At 71.3% G+C, this 19,432-nt stretch carries 21 protein-coding genes and 1 tRNA gene; 2 read left to right on the top strand and 20 right to left on the bottom strand.

What is annotated here, in order from left to right; genetic code table 11:
* Positions 1 to 223 precede the first annotated feature (223 nt).
* On the top strand, positions 224 to 1,477 hold the full coding sequence (locus ACI2L3_RS31505; protein WP_404755803.1) for an MFS transporter: 1,254 nt from the start codon (positions 224 to 226) through the stop codon (positions 1,475 to 1,477).
* Here ACI2L3_RS31505 and ACI2L3_RS31500 read toward each other — a convergent pair.
* The 15 genes from ACI2L3_RS31500 to ACI2L3_RS31430 all read right to left on the bottom strand — a co-directional run bounded on the left by ACI2L3_RS31500 (position 1,471) and on the right by ACI2L3_RS31430 (position 12,028).
* Complete coding sequence (locus tag ACI2L3_RS31500; RefSeq protein ID WP_404755802.1) at positions 1,471 to 1,674, bottom strand: hypothetical protein; 204 nt, start codon at positions 1,672 to 1,674, stop codon at positions 1,471 to 1,473. The two genes, ACI2L3_RS31505 and ACI2L3_RS31500, sit on opposite strands and share 7 nt — an antisense overlap.
* On the bottom strand, positions 1,674 to 2,783 hold the full coding sequence (locus tag ACI2L3_RS31495; RefSeq protein ID WP_404755801.1) for a hypothetical protein: 1,110 nt from the start codon (positions 2,781 to 2,783) through the stop codon (positions 1,674 to 1,676). The genes ACI2L3_RS31500 and ACI2L3_RS31495 overlap by 1 nt, the downstream gene beginning before the upstream one ends.
* Before the next feature lie 3 nt (positions 2,784 to 2,786).
* Positions 2,787 to 3,821, bottom strand: coding sequence for a hypothetical protein (locus ACI2L3_RS31490; RefSeq protein ID WP_404755800.1), 1,035 nt, complete (start codon positions 3,819 to 3,821; stop codon positions 2,787 to 2,789).
* Positions 3,822 to 3,909: 88 nt separating this feature from the next.
* A complete protein-coding gene (locus ACI2L3_RS31485; RefSeq protein ID WP_404755799.1) occupies positions 3,910 to 4,863 on the bottom strand; it encodes a phage distal tail protein in 954 nt (317 codons plus the stop codon).
* A gap of 39 nt (positions 4,864 to 4,902) precedes the next feature.
* On the bottom strand, positions 4,903 to 6,072 hold the full coding sequence (locus ACI2L3_RS31480) for a hypothetical protein (protein WP_404755798.1): 1,170 nt from the start codon (positions 6,070 to 6,072) through the stop codon (positions 4,903 to 4,905).
* A gap of 40 nt (positions 6,073 to 6,112) precedes the next feature.
* Positions 6,113 to 6,781, bottom strand: coding sequence for a hypothetical protein (locus ACI2L3_RS31475; protein WP_404755797.1), 669 nt, complete (start codon positions 6,779 to 6,781; stop codon positions 6,113 to 6,115).
* A gap of 21 nt (positions 6,782 to 6,802) precedes the next feature.
* Entirely contained in the window at positions 6,803 to 7,171 is a 369-nt protein-coding gene (locus ACI2L3_RS31470; RefSeq protein ID WP_404755796.1) for a hypothetical protein, read from the bottom strand.
* 14 nt (positions 7,172 to 7,185) lie between these two features.
* The gene (locus ACI2L3_RS31465; protein WP_404755795.1) at positions 7,186 to 7,479 is read right to left on the bottom strand and encodes a hypothetical protein; all 294 of its coding nucleotides are present in this window, start codon (positions 7,477 to 7,479) and stop codon (positions 7,186 to 7,188) included.
* A 60-nt stretch (positions 7,480 to 7,539) separates the two neighbouring features.
* Positions 7,540 to 8,112, bottom strand: a complete 573-nt coding sequence (locus tag ACI2L3_RS31460) for a phage tail protein (protein WP_404755794.1) — start codon at positions 8,110 to 8,112, stop codon at positions 7,540 to 7,542.
* A gap of 62 nt (positions 8,113 to 8,174) precedes the next feature.
* Positions 8,175 to 8,582: a hypothetical protein gene (locus ACI2L3_RS31455; RefSeq protein WP_404755793.1), complete on the bottom strand. Its 408-nt coding sequence runs from the start codon at positions 8,580 to 8,582 to the stop codon at positions 8,175 to 8,177.
* Between the two features lie 241 nt (positions 8,583 to 8,823).
* Positions 8,824 to 8,897, bottom strand: a tRNA-Pro gene (locus ACI2L3_RS31450).
* 189 nt (positions 8,898 to 9,086) lie between these two features.
* The gene (locus ACI2L3_RS31445; RefSeq protein WP_404755792.1) at positions 9,087 to 9,467 is read right to left on the bottom strand and encodes an MmcQ/YjbR family DNA-binding protein; all 381 of its coding nucleotides are present in this window, start codon (positions 9,465 to 9,467) and stop codon (positions 9,087 to 9,089) included.
* A 57-nt stretch (positions 9,468 to 9,524) separates the two neighbouring features.
* Positions 9,525 to 10,502, bottom strand: coding sequence for an alpha/beta fold hydrolase (locus ACI2L3_RS31440; protein ID WP_404755791.1), 978 nt, complete (start codon positions 10,500 to 10,502; stop codon positions 9,525 to 9,527).
* A 357-nt stretch (positions 10,503 to 10,859) separates the two neighbouring features.
* Positions 10,860 to 11,468, bottom strand: a complete 609-nt coding sequence (locus ACI2L3_RS31435) for a GNAT family N-acetyltransferase (protein WP_404755790.1) — start codon at positions 11,466 to 11,468, stop codon at positions 10,860 to 10,862.
* Positions 11,465 to 12,028 carry a helix-turn-helix domain-containing protein gene (locus ACI2L3_RS31430; RefSeq protein WP_404755789.1) on the bottom strand — a complete coding sequence of 188 codons (564 nt, stop codon included), beginning with the start codon at positions 12,026 to 12,028 and terminating at the stop codon, positions 11,465 to 11,467. The genes ACI2L3_RS31435 and ACI2L3_RS31430 overlap by 4 nt, the downstream gene beginning before the upstream one ends.
* Before the next feature lie 239 nt (positions 12,029 to 12,267).
* Here ACI2L3_RS31430 and ACI2L3_RS31425 point away from each other — a divergent pair, with 239 nt between their 5' ends.
* A complete protein-coding gene (locus tag ACI2L3_RS31425; protein WP_404755788.1) occupies positions 12,268 to 13,059 on the top strand; it encodes an oxidoreductase in 792 nt (263 codons plus the stop codon).
* Positions 13,060 to 13,109: 50 nt separating this feature from the next.
* On the opposite strand, the gene ACI2L3_RS31420 is transcribed toward ACI2L3_RS31425, so the two are convergent.
* From ACI2L3_RS31420 to ACI2L3_RS31400, 5 genes are all read right to left on the bottom strand, one after another.
* Positions 13,110 to 14,009 (bottom strand): LysR family transcriptional regulator, encoded by a 900-nt coding sequence (locus ACI2L3_RS31420; RefSeq protein ID WP_404755787.1) that lies wholly within the window; start codon positions 14,007 to 14,009, stop codon positions 13,110 to 13,112.
* A gap of 251 nt (positions 14,010 to 14,260) precedes the next feature.
* A complete protein-coding gene (locus tag ACI2L3_RS31415) occupies positions 14,261 to 15,454 on the bottom strand; it encodes a glycine C-acetyltransferase (RefSeq protein ID WP_404755786.1) in 1,194 nt (397 codons plus the stop codon).
* A 34-nt stretch (positions 15,455 to 15,488) separates the two neighbouring features.
* On the bottom strand, positions 15,489 to 16,517 hold the full coding sequence (gene tdh / locus ACI2L3_RS31410) for an L-threonine 3-dehydrogenase (protein WP_404755868.1): 1,029 nt from the start codon (positions 16,515 to 16,517) through the stop codon (positions 15,489 to 15,491).
* A 134-nt stretch (positions 16,518 to 16,651) separates the two neighbouring features.
* Positions 16,652 to 17,839, bottom strand: a complete 1,188-nt coding sequence (locus tag ACI2L3_RS31405) for a Gfo/Idh/MocA family protein (RefSeq protein ID WP_404755785.1) — start codon at positions 17,837 to 17,839, stop codon at positions 16,652 to 16,654.
* A gap of 46 nt (positions 17,840 to 17,885) precedes the next feature.
* Positions 17,886 to 19,343 (bottom strand): M1 family metallopeptidase, encoded by a 1,458-nt coding sequence (locus ACI2L3_RS31400; protein ID WP_404755784.1) that lies wholly within the window; start codon positions 19,341 to 19,343, stop codon positions 17,886 to 17,888.
* Positions 19,344 to 19,432 lie beyond the last annotated feature (89 nt).

The raw sequence follows: 19,432 nt of genomic DNA, 5'->3' as shown, positions 1-19,432 counted from the left end.
TCGCCGACTGGTCACAGGGACCGTAGGGGCTGTGACCGGACCGGGGCAGGGACGAGTGAGCCAACTTTGTCCGGCGAAGGGGTGCGCGAACGCGGTGCGGAGGTTACCGGCCCCGCACCGAATGAACTGTGCGGAAACCTTTGTGGTGCGAGTGCCGCGCGACGTCCCCGGGGAAAGGGCCGACAGGCGCGGGCAGGTTCTAACGTCCGTCGGTGAACCCGAGATGCTGATCGCGGCCCGCGCCCTGCTCGGCCTCGGCGGCGCCACGCTGATGCCCTCCACGCTCAGCCTGGTGCGGCGCATCTTCCGGGACGACAGGCAGCGGTCGGCCGCGATCGCGATCTGGTCCGGCGCGATGGCCGGCGGCGTGGCGCTCGGCTCGGTGCTCAGCGGCGTGCTGCTCGAACACTTCTGGTGGGGCTCGGTCTTCCTGGCCAACCTGCCTGCCATGGTCCTGCTGCTGGTGGCGATGCCACTCCTTGTGCCCGAGTTCCGGCAGGCGAGCCCGGGCAAGTTCGACCTGGTCAGCGTTCCGCTGTCGATGGCGGCCGTACTGCCAATCGTCTACGCCCTCAAGGAGTTCGCCGCGGAGGGGTTCGCGATCACCTATCTGGTGAGCATGGTCGTCGGCGTCGGCTTCGCCGCCCTCTTCGTCCACCGCCAACGCACGTACCGCAGCCCGATGGTCGACCCCGCGCTGTTCCGGAACGCCGGCTTCAGCGCGGTCATGATGCTCAACACGCTGATCATGTTCGCCATGATGGGCTCGGCGTACTTCATCGCCCAGTACCTCCAGTCGGTACTCGGCAAGACCGCCCTGGAGGCCGCCCTCTGGAACCTGCTGCCCTCGGTCGCCGTCCTGATCAGCGCTCCCGCCGCGGCCGCCGCGGCCCGGGCCTTCGGACGCAGGCCCGTCATCGTCACCGGCTTCACCGTCGCCACCGGCGGGTTCGCCGTGCTGACGCAGGTCGGCACCGACTCCCTGTGGATGCTGATCGCGGGCGCCGGCGTCCTCGGTGCCGGCGCCGTCAGCGTCCTCTCGCAGGTCGTCGACATCGCACTGGGCATCTCGCCCGGCCACCAGGCCGGGGCGGTCTCGGCGCTCTCCGAGACCTCCACCGAATTCGGCGGCGCGCTGGGCATGGCGGTCCTGGGCAGCATCGGCACCGCGGTATTTCGGGACGGCATGCGGGACAAGCTGCCCGACGGCATCCCGGCCGAGGCCGCCGACGCCGCCGGGCAGACCATGGCCGGCGCCGCCCACGTGGCCGCCACGCTCGAAGGCCGGATGTCCCAGGACCTGCTACGTGCCGCACGCGAGGCCTACACCAACGGCTTCACCCTCGCCGCCGGTGTCGGCGCGACGCTCCTCCTCGGCGCCACGATCCTCGCCGCCCTGGCGCTGCGCGGCGTCCCGGCGGCGGAGAAGGGCGAGGTCCCGGTCGACCGCGTGTCGGACGAGGACGCGGCTCAGTGAGCCTGACCGTCCCCACCGGTACCCTCGCCTTCACCGGCGCCTTCGCCTTTGCCTTCGCCCGCCCCCTCGTCGGCGGTGTCCCCCGCCGACCTTGCGGGGGCCGCCGCCGCACGCGTGTTGACGTATGTGGTCAGCTGCCGCACCTGCCGTTCCAGGTTCTTGATGCGGTCCAGGATGTCCTCGGGAAGATTCGGCATCAGGAGCCCTCCATGCCTTCGACGCCTTCGACGCCTTCGAGGTAGAGTTCCGCCGTTTCGGCGCGGCCCCGCTCGGGGGCGGTGACCTTGACTCCGATGACGCGGTACGTCGCGTCGAGGCCCTCGCTGAACCAGACGTCGTGAATGCGCAGCCGCACGGTCGTCCCGAGGAGCGAGGGCGTGGTGTCCCCGTCGAGGCGGACCCGGACGGCGGGGATGACGACCGGGCCGCCGAGCGCCGCGAGTGCGGTGCGGGCCAGGGAGTCGAGTGCGGCCTTGTTGGTGACGTTGCTGTGGTCGGACGTGGTGTCCAGGCGCGGGAACCCGGCGCCGATCAGCGTGTGCGCCACGTGTTCGTCCGAGATGACGGGGCGGTCCGCGCCCTCGGGGGTGCCCCCGCGGGCGCGGGCGGTGGTGCCGCCGCGGGTGGCGTCGCGGGGGAAGGAGTACGTGAGGATGTCGCCCGGCAGGTCGAGGACCGTGGTGCCCTCGCCGACGTGGATGCGCGGGACGCCGAACAGCAGCCGCTTGGCGCGCTGACCGGTCGCCGGGTCGCGGTACACGCTCACCAGGTACTCGAAACCCGGTTCCATGGTGGCCAGTTGGGAGATCGCCTCCTCCACCGGCGTCTCGTCGCCGTCGAGGTACGTCACCGTGCGCGGCGTGCCCGGTGGCGCGGGCGCGAAGCCGACGCCGATGTCGCCGCCGGGCATGCTCTGGATGTGCTCCCACAGCCGGCGCACGATGGTGAGGTCGTCGGTATTGGTGTACGTGAGGTTCTGCCGGATGTGGCGGTGGGCCGCGTACGAGTCGAAGGTGGCGGCCTGGAGCGCGACGGTGACCATGCCCTGCTCGTCCATGGCCGGGGTGAGCGTCCAGACGATGCCGCCCCAGCACACCTGGTCGCCGCGTTCGAGGTAGACGGCGGTACGGCCCTCCAGGATCTCCCTGACCCGCCGCGCCATCCGCCGGTTGGGCACCGGCAGGGTGGCGCTGAGCGATCCCGGCTTGCCGATGTAGTCGTCGAACTCCAGGCCCTGCAAGGGAAGGACGTCGATGGGGGTGCCTGTACGCAGGTCGGTGAAGTACGCGAGGTAGGGGCTGTCCACGGGTCAGGCGACCGGGTCGACGCGGATGAAGCGGCTGTCGTACCAGGTCTTGGGAGACCCGGCCTTGTGGGCGGCGGTCGCGATGTACTTGACGCCCGGAGTGAGGCGTCCCAGCGGGAAGTTGGTGAACACGGAGGCCGAGCCCGCCCCGGTGTAGACCGCGGCCACGTCGTCGGAGGCGGTGACGAGGAGTGCGCCGCCCGCCAGCGGCCGGACGTTCACCGAGAAGAAGCCGCCGCCTCCGCCCTCGCCCGCGATGCGCGCCCCGACCGATATGTGCACCCAGGTCGACGGCGGTGCGGTGAACTCGACGGTGAGCGGGCCCGCGTCGGTGAGGGCCTCGGTGTACGTGGTGGAAGCGGTGTGCCCCAGGGCCGAGCTGCGTTTGAGCATGGCGTCGGGGATGTACTGCCGCCACTGGCCGCCGTCCCAGCGCTCCAGGCGTCCGCCCGCGTCCCGGTACTGCCCCGCGTACGCGCCCTGGGCGCCGTGTCCGCCGCCTGCGGGCAGGATGCCGCCGAGCGCCGCGGTGTAGCGGCGCCGGTCGGCGACCGCCGTCGCCCAGGTGATGCCCCGCGCGGCCGAGGCACCCGCAGCGACCGACACCTCGTACAACAGCTCGGCGCTCTTCGGCAGCGCGGGCGGCACCGGCGCGCTCGCCGGAGTTCCCTGGACGATCTCCAGAACGGCCTCGTAGCGCCCCGAGGCGTCGTAGTCCGCGTCGTACACCCGCACCACGAGCGCGTCGATGCGCGGCAGTGTGGCGTGGCCGTCGGCGAAGGTGAGCTGTGTGTCGGCGTCCACGGTGACCGGGTAGCCGCCCTGGGCCGCAGCGGAGCCGCCGGGCACCCACAGCCGGCCGGGCGAGAGCCGGGCCTGCATGCTGCTGGCGGCGCTGCCGGTCAGCTGGAGTCCGCCCACGGCACAGCCGCCGCGGGCGGTCAGCGGGCCTGAGGACGCCATCCCGAGGCTCATGGCGAGCCGGGTGTCCTCCCGGGTCTGGCCGGTGGGCAGATGCCATGCGGAACGTGTCGTCATGGAACTCTCCAAAGTCGCCGGGATTGCCGGTCGTTGCGGGTGGGCGCCGTCGCGCGCTCGGACACGGGCCGGACCCCGCGGTGCGGCCTCACCACTCGGCCGACCGCCAGGCGACGGTTGCCGACGCCCGCTCCGCGTCGCCGGACTCGGCCCGGAAGGACAGCCGGGACGCGCCCGGGGCCAGGGTGAACAGTTCCTCGGGGACGCTGCCGACGACCGCGGTGTGGCGGCGCGAGGCCGTCCCGTTGAACAGCACGGAGCCTTCGGCGGTGTCGACCTCCAGCACGTCGCCGAGCAGCAGGGGCAGGTCGTACTCCAGCCAGGTGCCGCTGTCGTGGTTGGCCAGGCGCGGACCGGCACACGGCCCGGTGAAGGTGATCAGCGGGTGGGCGGGGGCGCTGCCCGTGTTCTCCACCGTCGCCCCGCCGACGGACCCCGGGGTGCCCCAGTCCAAGGGCCACGCCAACGGCCAGGTCAGGCCCGGCTCCCGGCGCGGCAGACCGATCTCGACCCGGCGCGCGACGCTCTCGTACCGCCGTGGGTCCATGGCCTTCCACTGGAGCGTCACCTTGGCCAGGCGGCCGGCGAGGAACTGCCGGTCCGTGGGCACGACGCGCTGGGTGACGCGCGCCTTCACGGCCAGCGTCTCGCCGTACAGCCGCACCGCGAGCCACTCCTCCTCGTCCCGTACCCCGGTGGCGGAGCGCAGCGCGCGCAGGGCGTCCAGGGCCGCTTCGGGGCCGCCGTCCGGGTCCGGGGCGAGCCACAGCTGTGCGGTGACGGTGCGGGGCTGGGCCCATTGGGTGCCCGGCCAGCCGCCGTGCCCGGCCGGACGGTTCGCGTCGGACGACTCCAGGCCGGGCAGTTCCTCCCAGCCGGTGAGGCCCTCGGCCGCCACCCAGTAGGGGGTGCCTGGACCGATCAGGAGGCCCGCCCACTGCACCTGCCCGTCCCTGTCGATCAGCGCCCCGGGCCCGGCGTCGGCAACCTCTGCCGCACCGGCCGCACCGGATCCGTACCGTGTCCGCGTCCGCGCGTTCATCCGCTCACCACCACGCCACTCCTGGTCTGCTGCACGGTTTCAGCCCCGGGCCTTCATCAGGAACATCAGATCCTCGGCGGTCTGCCGGGCACTGCCGCCGCGCGCCTCGTAGTAGTTCTCGATCACCACACCGCCGCCGCGCTGCTGCGGCCCCAGCGCACGGACCTGCCCCACACCCGGCCGCGGGCCCCGCGCGAGCAGTGCCTCCAGCCTGTTCAGCGGCAGCACGGCCTCGGACTGCCCCGCCTCGCCGAGCAGGGCGAGCGTGCCGCCGGCGCGCGGCAGCACGATGCCGCCCTGAGCGAGGGCCGGGATCGTCGGGAGACTGACGCCGAAGGTCTTGCCACCGACGCCCGGCACCCAGCCCGGGATGGACACCTTGACCTTGTTGAGCGCCTTGATCGCCGAGTTGACCAGGCCGATCACCGCGTTGATCGGCCCCTTCACGGCGCCGAGCACGCTGTTGAACACGCCCTTGGTGAAGTTCGCCAGGCCGTTCCAGGCCCGGTGCAGACCGTCGCGTACGGCACGGAAAGCGGCCGGGATGCGCTCACGGAGGAAGTTCAGCGCCGGTCTGATCACCGCGAGGACCGCGCGGATCACGGTCGTGATGATGGTCTTGTAGATCGTGAAGTACGTCTTCAGGACGGTCCAGATCACCCTCAGGACGACCTGGAAGGCGACCTTGATGGCGTTCCAGGTCGCCTGCACGACCTGCCGTGCCGCCCGCATCGTCGTGCCGATCACCTGCCCGATGATCCGGAACGCCGTCCGCACGATCCGCTGCACGGTCTTGGACTGCATCGCCATGTCGATGAGCTTGGTGATCAGCGGGAGCAGCAGCGCCATGATGGCGCCGAAGACGTTCGCCTTCATGGCGGTGTTCAGGCCGCGCTGCGCGGTGGTGACCCCCTGGAGGCCCGACTTCATCCGCCCCATGAGCCCGCCGCCGCGCGTGGCCGACTTCCCGGCTCCGTCCATGGCCCGGTCGGCCTGCCGGACGCTGCGGGCGGTGGCGTCCGCCTGCGTCTTGACCCCGCGGAGGGAACTCGCCGTACGGTCGAGCCCACCCTTGATCCGGCCGACGGCCCGGTCCGCCTGCTGCACGCTCGCCCGCAGCTTGCCGACCCCGGTCTCGGCCTGCGTCGCGCCGGTCCGCAGACCACGGAATCCGGTGGCCGAGCGGTTGAGGGCTGCTACGAGTGACATGGGCTGCCTCCTTGCGGTGTTCCGGCCCTTGCGGGTGGTCTCAGCTCAGTGCGCGGGCGAGTCCGTCGACCCGACGCTCCAGTTCCCGTAGAGCACGCGCGGTCTGCTGGATGTTGCCCACGTCCATGCGCCGTGCGGGCTGCGCACCACCCCCGGCGGGGGTGCGCGGCGCGGCACGCTGCCGCCGCAGCGCGGCCTCCGCTTTGCGTACGCCGTCTCGCGCCGTGCGCAGTGCCCGTTCGGCCGTCGACTTGACCTGGACGACCGTCTGCCGGTCCTGGCGGGCTCGCACGGTGCTCTGGGTGAGGGATCTGCGGAGCAGAGTGGTGCGGTTCTTGAGATCGGCGATCTGGCGGCCGACCTGCTGTTCCAGCGCGTTGATGGACTGTCTGAGGTCTTCGGGCCGCATGCGTGCGGCAGCGAGCCGGCTCTGCTCCTGGCGCTGCTCGCGTTCCTCGCGCATCCGCTCCAGGTCGAAGAGGGAACGCTCGGCGTTGAAGAGCTTGAAGCCGGCGGAGGCACCGGTGACCTCGGCCTTGGCCCACGTGGCCGAGGCCTCCAGTCCTTTGACCGACCCGGTCAAGGCCGTGACCTCGGCTTTGAGCCCGTTGACTTCGGCGTTGACGCCGGTGAGGCTCGTCTTGCGCCAGTCGGCCTCGACCTTGCCCAGCCATTCCTTGAGCCACTTCGGTACTTCTGTCTCGGACATGGTCCCTCTCCAGGCGCGGGGTCAGCCGAAGAAGCGGGCCAGCTCGGTTGCGCTGGGTTCCGCGGAAGGAGGCGAATCGTCGGGCTGGGCACCGGGCCGGGGCACCGGCTGCGGCGCCTCCGGCGCCGGCTCGTCCTCGTCCCGGTTGACCGAGGCGAACATCCAGTTGGCGATGGCCAGGTGGTCGACCACGGCGGCGAGCAGGTGGTCGGTCAGTGACCACTGCGCCACCTCACCCTCGTGCGCGAGCCGGAACGCACTGTCCCCCGGCAGATGCCGCACGAGCACGGCGAGCCGCCGCGACGACAGTTCACCGCGGTACCAGCCGAGCAGGTCGACACCGTAGTGGCGCAGCAGATCCGCCTCCAGCGCCTCGGCGTGCTCCTCCACGAGCGCACCGAGGCTCAGTCTTCCCCCACGCTCAGCCCTGTCGCCTCGCCGTAGGCGTTCAGGACGGCGGCCACGTCCTGGACGCTGACGTCGTGCTCGGCGAACCGCTTGTACTGCTCCTCGCCGAGCAACAGCGCGAGCAGCCCGTCCAGGTCGTTGTCGTCCAGGGAGGAGAGGCTCTGGGCCGAGCGGCGCGGGATCTCGGTGGGAAGCGAGAACGTCTCGCCGTCCACCTCGAACTCCCAGTTCAGGCCCAGCGATTCGAGCCGCTGGGCGCGGGCGGCGTTGACATTGAATGGCGCGGACATGGGGCTCCTGGGTCGATGGGTGATGGCTCGGCCGTGCGACCGCCGCAACTACCGCTACTCCTACTTCGCGAACGCGGGGTCGTTCATCAGCCAGGTCGCGAGCGGTGCGGCGTTGTCCACCGACAGCGCGGTGAAGGTGATGCCGAGCTTGACCGAAGCGGTACGGGTGAGCTGGAGCTCCTCGGTCTCGGTGACCTGGCCGCGCGCGATGACGAAGCGGTACTTGATGACATCGCCGTCGGCGAACTCCACGCCGAGCATCCGCTCGTCCTTCTTGGGCTCGGACGCCACCTGGTAGGTGTAGAGCTTGGACCCCTCCGCGGTCTCCTTGACGGCATCACCGCCGAAGAAGAACGGCAGGGTGTCCTCATTGAGCTGCAGCAGCGCGAACTTCACGGTGAGGTCCCGGTCGGAGTACACGAAACGCGCCGGGCTGACCGACTGCCACGTGTCCACCGGGTCGATCTTGTCCTTCTTGTTGAAGCGGATGCCGTCGGTGCTGGTGTAACCCAGGTCACGCCAGGGCGCGGCCCAGTTCGCGGTCACGTCGGCGGGCACCGGCGTACCGAGCGGGGCGGTGAGGATGCGCCCCGTGCCGGCGACGCGGATCTCGTTCGGGTTCATTCCGGGCATGCGGACTCCTTCGAACTGCTCAGGGCGCGCCGGCCTCGTACGCGTACGGGCTACGGGCTCCGTCAGGCCGGGCGGATCGAGAGCCGGGTGGTGGACAGATAGCGACTGGCTGCCTGCCGGTTGTAGTCGGGCAGCCAGCGCGGCCCGTCCGCCTCGGCGACATCGGTGACGCGGGCACCGCCGTACGTGGTGCCGCGCACGGTCAGCAGCGCCGTACGGGCCGCGGTGGCCACCGTGTGCGCGGTCGGCTTGTCGGGCCCGTAGACCTCCAGATCGATCAGGGGCTGGTCGAGGTGCTGGTCGTCGACCCACGCCCCGCCCGCCCGGGACACCAGGACGACTTTCTGCGTGCCGTCGAAGCCAGCGGGCGTGCGGTTGTCGACGATGACTCCGCCCAGCTCGGGGCGGCTCTTGAGATGGTCGACGACGAGGCGTTCCACGTCCGGGAACACGATGGGCGGATCGCTCACGCGCAACTCCTTGCGTGGTCCGGAGCGCTCATTGTGGCCCGCGTGCGGAGTGGGGGCAATGTGCCGGCGAGGCGATGCGGGGACTGTGTACGTGAATGTGATACTCCGTCAACTGTTCTGATATGCAAGCCAGTTGAGGAGCCGAAGCTTCCGCGTTCGCGAGCCGTCCCTGCGGGCGGAAAACAGAAAGAGGCCGTTCGGAGAACGGCCTCTCATCTGCGATGTTCGACTGATCGAACAGTCGGGACGACAGGATTTGAACCTGCGACCCCTTGACCCCCAGTCAAGTGCGCTACCAAGCTGCGCCACGTCCCGGTGCCCGTGTGACCTGGGGTTTCCCCTGGCCGAACGCGCACCGAAACAATACCGCACTTCGACCGGTGATCGCTCACGCGCCGGAGGGGGACGCGGCGTGACCCGGGTCACCGTCCACGGACACGGGATCTTGGGCGGGGCCGCGCCCCCGAGCTCGGCCACGGCGGGCGGACAGGGCCCTCCGTCCGTTCAGCCCGTGGGCGTCACCCCCAACTCCGGATGTTCTTCCAGGAGTCGGGGCGGTGCGGCCTGGCGCCAGGAGTCGGCCAGGATGTCCGTGAGTTCGTCGGTGTCCAGGGCCGCGAGACGCACCCGCACCCAGGCCGAGCCCGCCTCGTGGGCGGCGACCCAGAACTTGTCCGGCTCGGCGAGGACCAGTTCGTCGCGCTCGACCTTCGGGCAGCGCACGGCGAAGGACGTCTCGTCGTCGGGGACCGTCACGAACATCTTTCCGGCCACCCGGAACGTCGGCATGCTCCACGCGACCTTCTCCACCGTCTCCGGCAGGGCGAGGGCGATGCGGCGCACGTCGTCGGAGGTGACGCGGGCACGGGATCTGGACTTCGGCATGGCAGAACCGTAGCCAACGCCACTGACAGTCGCCCTGCGACGGCCCCCGGCCCGCCCTCAGAGCACGCGCTTGTCCAGCCAGGCCGTCAGGTCTTCCTGGACCTCGTCGCGGTTGGTCTCGTTGAGGATCTCGTGGCGTGCGTCGGGGTAGCCCTTCCACGTCAGGTCCTCGACCCCCGCGTACCGGAAGTCCTCCAGGAGTTCGTGGACCAGCGTCATCCGCTGGTTGCAGGGGTCCTGCTCGCCGACCGCGATGTGGATCGGCAGGTCGGCCGGCACGCGCGCGATGTTGCGCGGATCGTTGATCTTCCGTACGGCGCGCACCCAGTCCAGGGAGAGCCCCGCCGAGAAGGCGAATCCGCAGCGCTCGTCGGCGACGTAGGCGTCGACCTCGGCCTCGTCCCGTGAGAGCCACTCGAAGCCGGTGCGGTGGGTGTACGGGTCGTTGAAGGAGGCGAAGAGACCGGGGACGTACGAGGAGAGGTGGGCGCGGCCGTGTTCGGCGATCTCGCGTTCCAGGCGGGCGATCGAGCCGTCGAGCTCGGCGCCGGGCAGCGAGCGGAACGTACCGGAGAGGATCACGCCGGCGAGTCCGTCGGCGTACTCCTGGGCGTAGTCCCGCGCGAGGAGCGAGCCGAGGCTGTGGCCCAGGAGGAAGAAGGGGGCACCGGGGTACAGCGTGCGCACCTGGTCGCCGATGGCCTTGAGGTCGTCGACGATGGCGCGCCAGCTGTCGGCGTCCTCCGTACCCGCGGCTCCAGAGGTCACTCCGTAGCCACCCGTGGCCTGTGCGGTGGCGCCGTGGCCGCGGTGGTCGGAGGCGACCACTCCGTAGCCGTGCGCGGTCAGGTGGCGGGCGAAGCGGTCGTAGCGCAGGGCGTGTTCGGCGGCTCCGTGGGCGATCTGCACGTACGCGCGTGGCCTGCCGTCGGCGGGCAGCCAGGTGTACGTGGCGACGGGTACGCCGTCCGCCGCGTTGAGCAGTCCCGCGGTGTACGCGGCGGGGGCGGTGGCTTCTTCGGCTCGGTCGGGCATTGCGGCGGGCTCCCTGGGAGTGCGGCTGATTCTCTTCACTGGTTCCGGTTCTCTTCGGGGCAGCCTCCCCCGCGCGCGGGACCTCATGCGGGCCGATGTGGCTCCATACCCCGTACAGACCCGCGGTACGTCAGCATCGGCATGTGGCCGTATACGATGCGCGACGCCCTCGCGCGGGACTTCCCCGGCATTCTGGAACAGCCCGCCGGGAACGGTTCGGGGACGCTCGACTTTGCGGCGATGTTCGCCCACGCGCGCGTGGGGAGCGTCCGGCAGTGGCTGGTCGAGCAGGGCCCCCCGCCGTCCCGACCCGTTCGCCGCCTCTCGGAACAGTTACGCGTATCTGGCGGCGCTGCGCTACTGACGCGCCGCGCGGTCCGGCTCGGTGTCGACGCGGTCGGCACCGAGCCGCTTGTAGAAGAGGGTCGTCGGGTGGAGGGTTCCTGTCGGGTCCGCCGCGTAGTCGGGGATGGTCCCGGCCGCGGTCCAGCCGGCCTTCCCGTAGACGGTCTCGGCGGGGCTGCCAGTCTCAGTGTCAAGGACGAGGAGAGTTACGCCCGCCTCCGCCGCCGCCCTCTCCGCGGCGTCCAGGAGGGCGCGGGCGAGGCCCTGGCCGCGCGCGGAGGGGTGCACCATCAACTTGGTGACCTCGGCGCGGTGGCGGCCGTTGGGCTTGTCCGTGAAGGCGACGCCGACCGTGCCCGCGACACACCGGGCACCGTGCCCTTCGGCGCGGACCACCCAGATAGCGAGGGTCCGGTCCGTGACCGCCGGCGCGAGCCCACGCCACCAGGCTGCCGCGGTGGCCCGGTCCAGGTCTGCGAGGAAGCCGACGGAGGAACCGCCCCGTACCGTCTCGACCAGCAGCTCTGCCAGATCGTCGGAGGCGTCGAGGAGCGCGGCGGCGTCGAGACGTACGAGATGCGTTTCCGTGGCCGTGGTCGTCGTCGCAGGGGCTCCGGTCATGGCTTCACCACCACGAGGGCATACCGTACGGCCTCCTCGCCCCGGCAGCGGAACCGCGACGCACCCCACAGCCGGAAGCGCAGACAGTCCCCCACGCGCAGGGTGTGCGCCTCGCCCTGCAAGGTGACTTCCAAGGAGCCTTCCAGCACCCAGATGTGCTGCTCCAGGCCGGGCACGGGCGGCCGGTCGTAGGCGATGTCCGCGCCCGGCTGCAGTCTGCCCTCGACCAGTTCGGCGCGCATTCCGGTGCTGGGCGGCGAGACGGACCAGCGCATGAAGCCCGCCTCATCGTCGGCCCAGACCGCCTGGTCGGCGGCGCGGGCCAGCTGGGCGGGCTCCGCCTCGACCTCGCTGAGGAGCTGCGACATGGTCCGTTCGTAGACGGCACACAGGCGGTTCAGGAGGGCCGCCGTGGGGCTGATCTCCGCGCGCTCGGCGCGGGACAGGGTGGAGCGGCTGATCCCGCTCAGCTCCGCCAACTCGCCCAGGGTCCAGCCGCGTTCCGCACGCAGCTCGGCCAGTCGGGCGGCGAGGCGCGCGTCGACTCCATCGTGTTCCATATCTGGCACGCTAACCCACATGTGGGACGGCGGACAATTGTGGACCGCATCCCCGACACGCGCATCACGTGCCGAGCGCCTCTAGTCGTGCGCGGAGACAGCTACACCGCTTCGGAGATCATGACTGGCTGACCGGAGGGGCAAGTAGGTGGAACCTGAGTTTCCCGGCGCACCGTGGGCCACTTGCGGACACTGGGCATCGTCGGCTCACGGAACGGATGGAAAGGGAACTTGAACTCATGGATCTGCGGCTGAACGGCAAGTCCGCGCTCGTGACCGGGGCGAGTCGGGGCATCGGACTGGCCACGGTGTCCGTGCTGCTCGACGAGGGCATGCACGTCGTGGCGGCGGCCCGCACGCTCACGCCGGAGCTCAGGGCCACCGGCGCCGTCGGCGTCGCCGTGGACCTGTCCACGGTCGAAGGCCCCGCCCACCTCGTGGCCCGCGCCGAGGCCGAGCTCGGCGGGCTCGACCTCCTCGTCAACAACGTCGGCGGCGGCGACGCGGACGCGGCCTGGTCAGGCGGCTTTCTCGCCTGCACCGAGCAGCAGTGGCGCGACGCGTTCGACCTGAACTTCTTCGCCTCGGTGCGCACCACACGGGCCGCGCTGCCCCGCCTCACCGCCGACGGCGGCGGCGCCATCGTCAACGTCTCCTCCACCAGCGCCCGGACACCGCACGCCGGTCCGATCGCGTACAGCACCGCCAAGGCCGCGCTGACCGCGTTCGGCAAGGCGCTGGCCGAGGAGTTCGGGCCGCGAGGCGTACGGGTCAACACCGTCTCGCCCGGCCCCGTGAGGACGGACATGTGGGAGAGCTCCGACGGATACGGTGCCCAGCTCGCCGCGTCCATGGGCGTGCCCCACGAGCAGTTGCTCGACGGCCTCCCGGACCTCGCGGGAATGGTCACCGGCAGGCTCGCGGAGGCGCGCGAAGTCGCCGCGCTCATCGCCTACTTGGGGTCGCCGGTCGCCGCCGGCATCACGGGGGCGGATTACCTCATCGACGGGAACTCCGTCAAGACGGTGTGAGGGCAAGGCGGCGTCACGTCTAGGCCGTGTGACGCGAGCCGTGGCGGTGCTCAGGACGCCGCGTCGCGCAAGGCGTCGAGGAGCGGGCGGATCAGCGGGTGGTCCTCCGCGCCGCACCGCACCGCCGCGAAGACGCGGCGCGTGGGGGCCGCGCCCTCCACCGGGCGCACGACCGCCCCGGACACGTCCATGCCGCGCAGGGCGGAGCGGGGTACGAGGGCGACTCCCGCGCCGGCCGACGCGAGGGCCACCACCGCCCGGAAGTCGTCCGACCAATGCTCCAGCATCGGCTGGAACCCGGCCTGTTCGCAGGCGAGGACGACCACGTCGTGGCAGGGGTTGCCCGCGAAGGGGCCGATCCACGCGTCCTTGGCGAGCTCGGCCAGGGCCACCCGTTCCGCGTCGGCGAGCCGGTGGCCCAGCGGGAGCACGGCGTCGAAGGGTTCGGCGTAGAGGGGTACGCGGGTGAGCCGCGGGTCGTCCGCTCCCGGGGCTCCCCGGTACTCGACGGCGACGGCGACGTCCACCTGCCGGTCCAGGACCATCGGCAGGCTGGCGTCGCCCTCCGCGTCCTGGACGCGGACCCGGATTCCGGGGGCGGAGCCGGCGAGGCGGGCGAGGGCGGGGGCGACGACCAGGCCTATGCCGGTCGCGAACGCCGCGACGGTCACGGTTCCCGCCTCGCCGGAGCTGTACGCGGCGAGCTCCGCCTCGGCGCGCTCCAGCTGGGCCAGGACCGCGTTGGTGTGCGTGAGCAGGATCTCGCCCGCCGCCGTCAGCCGTACGCCGCGCGCGGAGCGCTCGACCAGGCGGTGGCCCGTCTCCTGCTCCAGGGCGGTGAGCTGCTGGGAGACGGCGGAGGGGGTGAGGTAGAGCGCGGCGGCGGCGGCCGTGACCGTGCGGTGGTCGGCCACGGCACGGAGGATGTGCAGGCGCCGTGCTTCGATCATGCGCCGATTCTCCCCTACGGGGGGCTCATCCGTGCGGGTGGGCTCACTTCGCTCCTCCGTCCCCCGCTCGCCGGTGTGGCGGGGCGTGTGGTGGGCCACCCGCCCGGCGCCTCGGCCTCGGGTAGGGGCGCCTCTCGCCGCTGCGGCCGGGGCCCGTGGAGGACCACCGGCCGGTGGGGGCTTGTCGCGCAGTTCCCCGCGCCCCTTACGGGGCGCCCCACCCCTCAGCTCCTCGGGTAGGGGCGCCTCCCTCAGCCCTCCAGCTCAGCCCGCGCAGCGACAAACGCCTCGACTGCGCGGTTGACGTCTGCTGTGGAGTGGGCGGCGGAGAGTTGGACGCGGATGCGGGCCTTGCCCTGGGGGACCACGGGGTAGGAGAAGCCGATGACGTAGACGCCGCGTTCGAGGAGTAGTTCGGCCATGCGGCCGGCCACGGAGGCGTCGCCGATCATGACGGGGGCGATCGCGTGGTCGCCGGGGAGGATGTCGAAGCCCTCCTCGGTCATGCGGGAGCGGAAGAGGGCCGTGTTCGCGGCGAGGCGTTCGCGCAGGTCGTCGGCGGACTCCAGGAGGTCGAGGACCTTGAGGGAGGCCGCGGCGATCACGGGGGCGAGGGTGTTCGAGAAGAGGTAGGGGCGCGAGCGCTGGCGCAGGAGGGCGACGATCTCCGCGCGGGCCGCGACGTAGCCGCCGGAGGCGCCGCCGAGAGCCTTGCCCAGCGTGCCCGTGATGATGTCCACGCGGTCCATGACGCCGTGCAGCTCGGGCGTGCCACGGCCGCCGGGGCCCACGAAGCCGACGGCGTGCGAGTCGTCGACCATGACCATGGCGTCGTACCGGTCGGCGAGGTCGCAGATCTCGCGGAGCGGGGCGACGTAGCCGTCCATGGAGAAGACGCCGTCGGTGACGATGAGGCGTCGCCGGGCGTCGGACGCCTCCTTCAGCTGCTGCTCCAGGTCCGCAAGGTCACGGTTGGCGTAGCGGAAGCGGCGCGCCTTGGACAGGCGGATGCCGTCGATGATCGACGCGTGGTTGAGCGCGTCGGAGATCACCGCGTCCTCCGCGCCGAGCAGCGTCTCGAAGACGCCTCCGTTGGCGTCGAAGCAGGAGGAGTAGAGGATCGTGTCCTCCTGGCCGAGGAAGGCGGAGAGGCGCGCTTCCAGCTCCTTGTGGACCTCCTGCGTGCCGCAGATGAAGCGGACGGAGGCCATGCCGTAGCCCCAGCGGTCCAGCGCCTCGTGCGCGGCGGCGACGACGTCGGGGTGGTCGGCGAGGCCGAGGTAGTTGTTGGCGCAGAAGTTGAGGACCTCGCCGGGACGGCCCCCGGCGGTCACGGCGACCGTGGCGGACTGCGGGGTGCCGATGACGCGCTCGGGCTTGTGCAGGCCCGCCGCGCGGATCTCGTCGAGGGTGGCCTGGAGGTCTTCGCGTACGGAGTCGAACATGCGTGAATCCTTAAGGGGGGTCGAGCCGTGCGGGTCAGGAGGTCCAGTCGAGGATGACCTTGCCGCCGCGGCCGCTCGCCGCGTCGTCGAAGGCCGCCTCGAAGTCGCGGTGGCCGTACCGGCCGGTGATGACGGGGGCCAGGTCGAGGCCGCCTTCGAGCAGCACCGACATCGCATACCAGGTCTCGAACATCTCGCGGCCGTAGATGCCCTTGATGGTGATCATCGAGGTGACGAACCGCGACCAGTCGACGGCGAACTCCTCGGCGGGCAGGCCGAGCATGGCGATCTTGCCGCCGTGGGTCATGTTGGCGACCATGTCGCGCATCGCGCGCGGGTTGCCCGACATCTCCAGGCCGACGTCGAAGCCCTCGCGGAGGCCGAGCTCGCGCTGGCCGTCGGCGATCGTCGACTCCGCCACGTTCAGCGCGAGGCTCGCGCCGGTCTTGCGGGCCAGCTCCAGGCGCTCCTCGCTGACGTCGGTGATCATGACGTTGCGGGCGCCGGCGTGCCGGGCGACGGCCGCCGCCATCAGGCCGATCGGTCCTGCCCCGGTGATCAGCACGTCCTCGCCGACCAGCGGGAACGACAGGGCCGTGTGTACGGCGTTGCCGAACGGGTCGAATATCGCGGCCACGTCGAGGTCCACGGGGACGCGGTGCACCCAGACGTTCGCCGCGGGCAGCGCGACATACTCGGCGAAGGCACCGTCCCTGCCGACCCCGAGGCCGACCGTGGCGCGGCACAGGTGACGCCGCCCGGCCAGGCAGTTGCGGCACTTGCCGCACACCAGGTGGCCCTCGCCGCTGACCAGGTCACCGGCCTTGATGTCGGCGACGTCGCGGCCGGTCTCGACGACCTCGCCGACGAACTCGTGCCCGACCACCAGCGGCGCGGTGATCGTCTGCTGCGCCCAGCCGTCCCAGGACCGGATGTGCAGGTCGGTGCCGCAGATCCCGGTGCGCAGCACCTTGATGAGGACGTCACCGTGGCCGATGACCGGCTCCGGTACGTCCTTCAGGCTGAGACCCGGCTCCGCCTTCTCCTTGACCAGCGCCTTCAACGCCACGGCTCCTGTCGTACGTCGCTTCTTCCCCCGACGACACAGGAATCTTCCCTACGGCGGCGCCCCGGTCCATCGAGGATTTCTTAAGCGCCGCCGCAGCTTTCCTTCAGGCCCTTTGGAAACCCGGTGGCTCAGCGGGTCTGGCCGCGCTCGAAGTAGGCGGTCAGCTCAGGGTCGGGCTCCGGCACGTCCCGCGGCGTCCCGCCGTCCCGCAGGGACTGCGTCGCGCGCACGCCCGCCGCCACCGCCATGCGTGCCGCGACCGGCGACGTGTCGGTGCGCCCTCCCTCGCGTACGAAACGTACGAACTCGTCGATGAGCAGCGGGTCCGCGCCGCCGTGCCCGCCCTCGTCCCGCACGTCCGGCACCCGGTACTCGGCGTCCGCCGCGCCGCGGTGGCCCGACCGGCGCGCGTTCCACACCTTGACCGCTCCCCCGGGGCCGTCGCCGAAGTTCTCCAGCCGGCCCGCGTCACCGATGACGGTGTAGTTGCGCCAGTAGTCGGGGGTGAAGTGGCACTGCTGGTACGCCGCCAACACCCCGTTGTCCAGACGCATGTTGACCATCGAGACGTCCTCGACGTCGATGACGGGGTTGAGGCCGCGCTGGGTGTGCGGCGGCCAGTGGCCGTCCTTGGTGTACCAGTCGTCCGTCTTGGGCTCGCCCGGCGCGCGGCGGTGCGGGTTGTCGCCGTAGACCATGAGGTCGCCCAGGGCATGGACCTGGCGCGTGTAGCCGTTCGCAAGCCAGTGCAGGGCGTCGATGTCGTGGGCGGCCTTCTGGAGCAACAGGCTTGTGGTGTACTGCCGTTCGGCGTGCCAGTCCTTGAAGTACCAGTCCCCGCCGTAGCCGACGAAGTGGCGCAACCACACCGTCTTCACCGTGCCGATCTCGCCGCGTTCGATGATGTCGCGCATCAGCCGGACCACGGGCATGTGGCGCATGTTGTGCCCGACGTACAGGCGCGTGCCCGTCTCGTGGGCGGTGCGCAGGATGTCGTCGCATGCCTCGATGCTCGTGCCGAGCGGCTTTTCGACGAAGACGGGCTTGCCCGCGCGCAGCGCCTCGCAGGCGAGCGCCGCATGTGTGTGGTCGGGGGTGAGGACGACGATCGCGTCGACGTCCGGGTCCTCGACGACCTTGCGGTGGTCGCCGGACAGCAGCGCGCCGGGGAAGGCCACGGCCGCCTGCGCCCGGGCGGCCGGGTCGGGGTCGGCGAGCGCGGTGACGCGTGAGCCCGCGCCGGGCCGGTGAGCGGTACGGGCGAGTGAGCCGCGCAGCCCGTAGCCGAGGACGCCCAGGCGGAGGTCGGTGGTCATGGAACTTCCCTTCCAGGGTCGTTACGTGTCCGGGGGCCGCCGGAGATCACCGTGCCGGGCCCCAGTCCGGGTGTCCGGGCATGGGCGGGTTGTCGAGGTCGAACAGCCAGTGGCGCAGGAAGGTGCCGGCGGATGCCTCGCCCGTCACCTTCACGGTGTTGTCGATGAAGTCCTCGGTGGAGGCGTTGCCGTGCCGGTGCCTGGTCAGCCACGTCTTCATGACCGCGTCGAACTCGTCCGGCCCGATCCGCTGCCGGAGGGCGTAGAGGGTGACGGCGGCGCCGTCGTAGATGTTGAAGCCGCCGAGCCCGGTCGGCCTGCCGGGCGGGCCGTCGGTCTTGCGGACCGCGTCCAGCTTCGCGTACGCGGCCTTCATCTTCTCCTCGATGGGCTGGAAGCCCTTCCGGTCCGCCCAGAGCGCGGCGTAATACACGGCGGGCCCCTCGTTCAGCCAGGCGTCCTGCCAGGTGGTGGGGGTGACGGAGTCGCCGAACCACTGGTGGGTCAGCTCGTGGACCATGGTCGTGGAGTAGGTGGGCCGCTCGAACCAGCCGGGGCCGAAGAGGGAGAGGGTCTGGTTCTCCAGCGCGTCGCCGTAGCCGTCGCGGACGATCTGCACGCCGTACGTGTCGAAGGGGTAGCGCACGCCGAGGGTCTTCTCCAGCCAGGCGAGCTGGCCGCCGGTCTCCTCGACGATGGGGCGGTACTTCGCCTTCTGGTCCTCGGGCACGAGGTGGCGCAGCTTTACGCCGTGCGGGCCGCGCCCGAACACGTAACTCTGCTTATTGACCGAGATGCCCAACAGCTCCGGCGCCATCGGGGACTTGAGGGAGAAGTCCCATGTCTGCTTGGTACCGGGGGCGTCGCGCCGGCCGGTGAGGTTGCCGTTGGCGGCGGGGGTCCAGCCCTTCGGTGCGGTGATGTGGAAGGTCCAGGTCGCCTTGTCCGAGGGGTGGTCGTTGACGGGGGCGAAGGTGTCGGCGCGGGAGGCCTGGGCAGCCGAGGCGAAGCCGCCGTCGGACATGTGGCGCCAGCCGGGCAGGGCGGCCGGCTTGGTCTTGCCGTTGCCGTGGTACGTCACCGCGACATCGAAGGAGCGGCGGTCGCGCAGCGGTCGGGCGGGGGTGACGGTGAGCTCCTGGCCGGTTCTGCCCGGGGTGGTGACCCAGGTGGCGGGCGAGCCGTTCACGGTGATCCGGTCGATGGCGAGCGAGTCGACGTCGAGGTTGAAGGACGACAGGTCCTGGGTGGCTCTCGCCCGGATCCTCATGGTGGCGTCGAAGTCGTACGTCACCGGCGTGAAGTCGAAGGAGAGGTCGTAGTGGCGGACGTCGTAGCCGCCGTTGCCGAGCGTCGGGTAGAGCGGGTCGCCCACGCCGTCCGCGCCGGGGGTGGGCGTGAACGGGTCGGCGTGGGCGGGCGAGGGGGCGGCGAGCGCGAGGGTGGCGGCCGCGGCCGCCGTCGCGATGACGGCACGCGCGCGTGGTGTCCTTTTCTCAGCCATGGGGCGGCAACGTAGTAATCGGTTACTCCCCCCGTCAATGCCATGGGGGCGCCGCACTCTTGGACTTTCGTCCGCGCCCTTGGGGCCAC

The sequence above is a fragment of the Streptomyces sp. NPDC029674 genome (assembly GCF_044903205.1).
Classification (GTDB): domain Bacteria; phylum Actinomycetota; class Actinomycetes; order Streptomycetales; family Streptomycetaceae; genus Streptomyces.
Note: the sequence above shows the minus strand (reverse complement) of the source record. Positions and strands in the feature narration are given on the sequence as shown.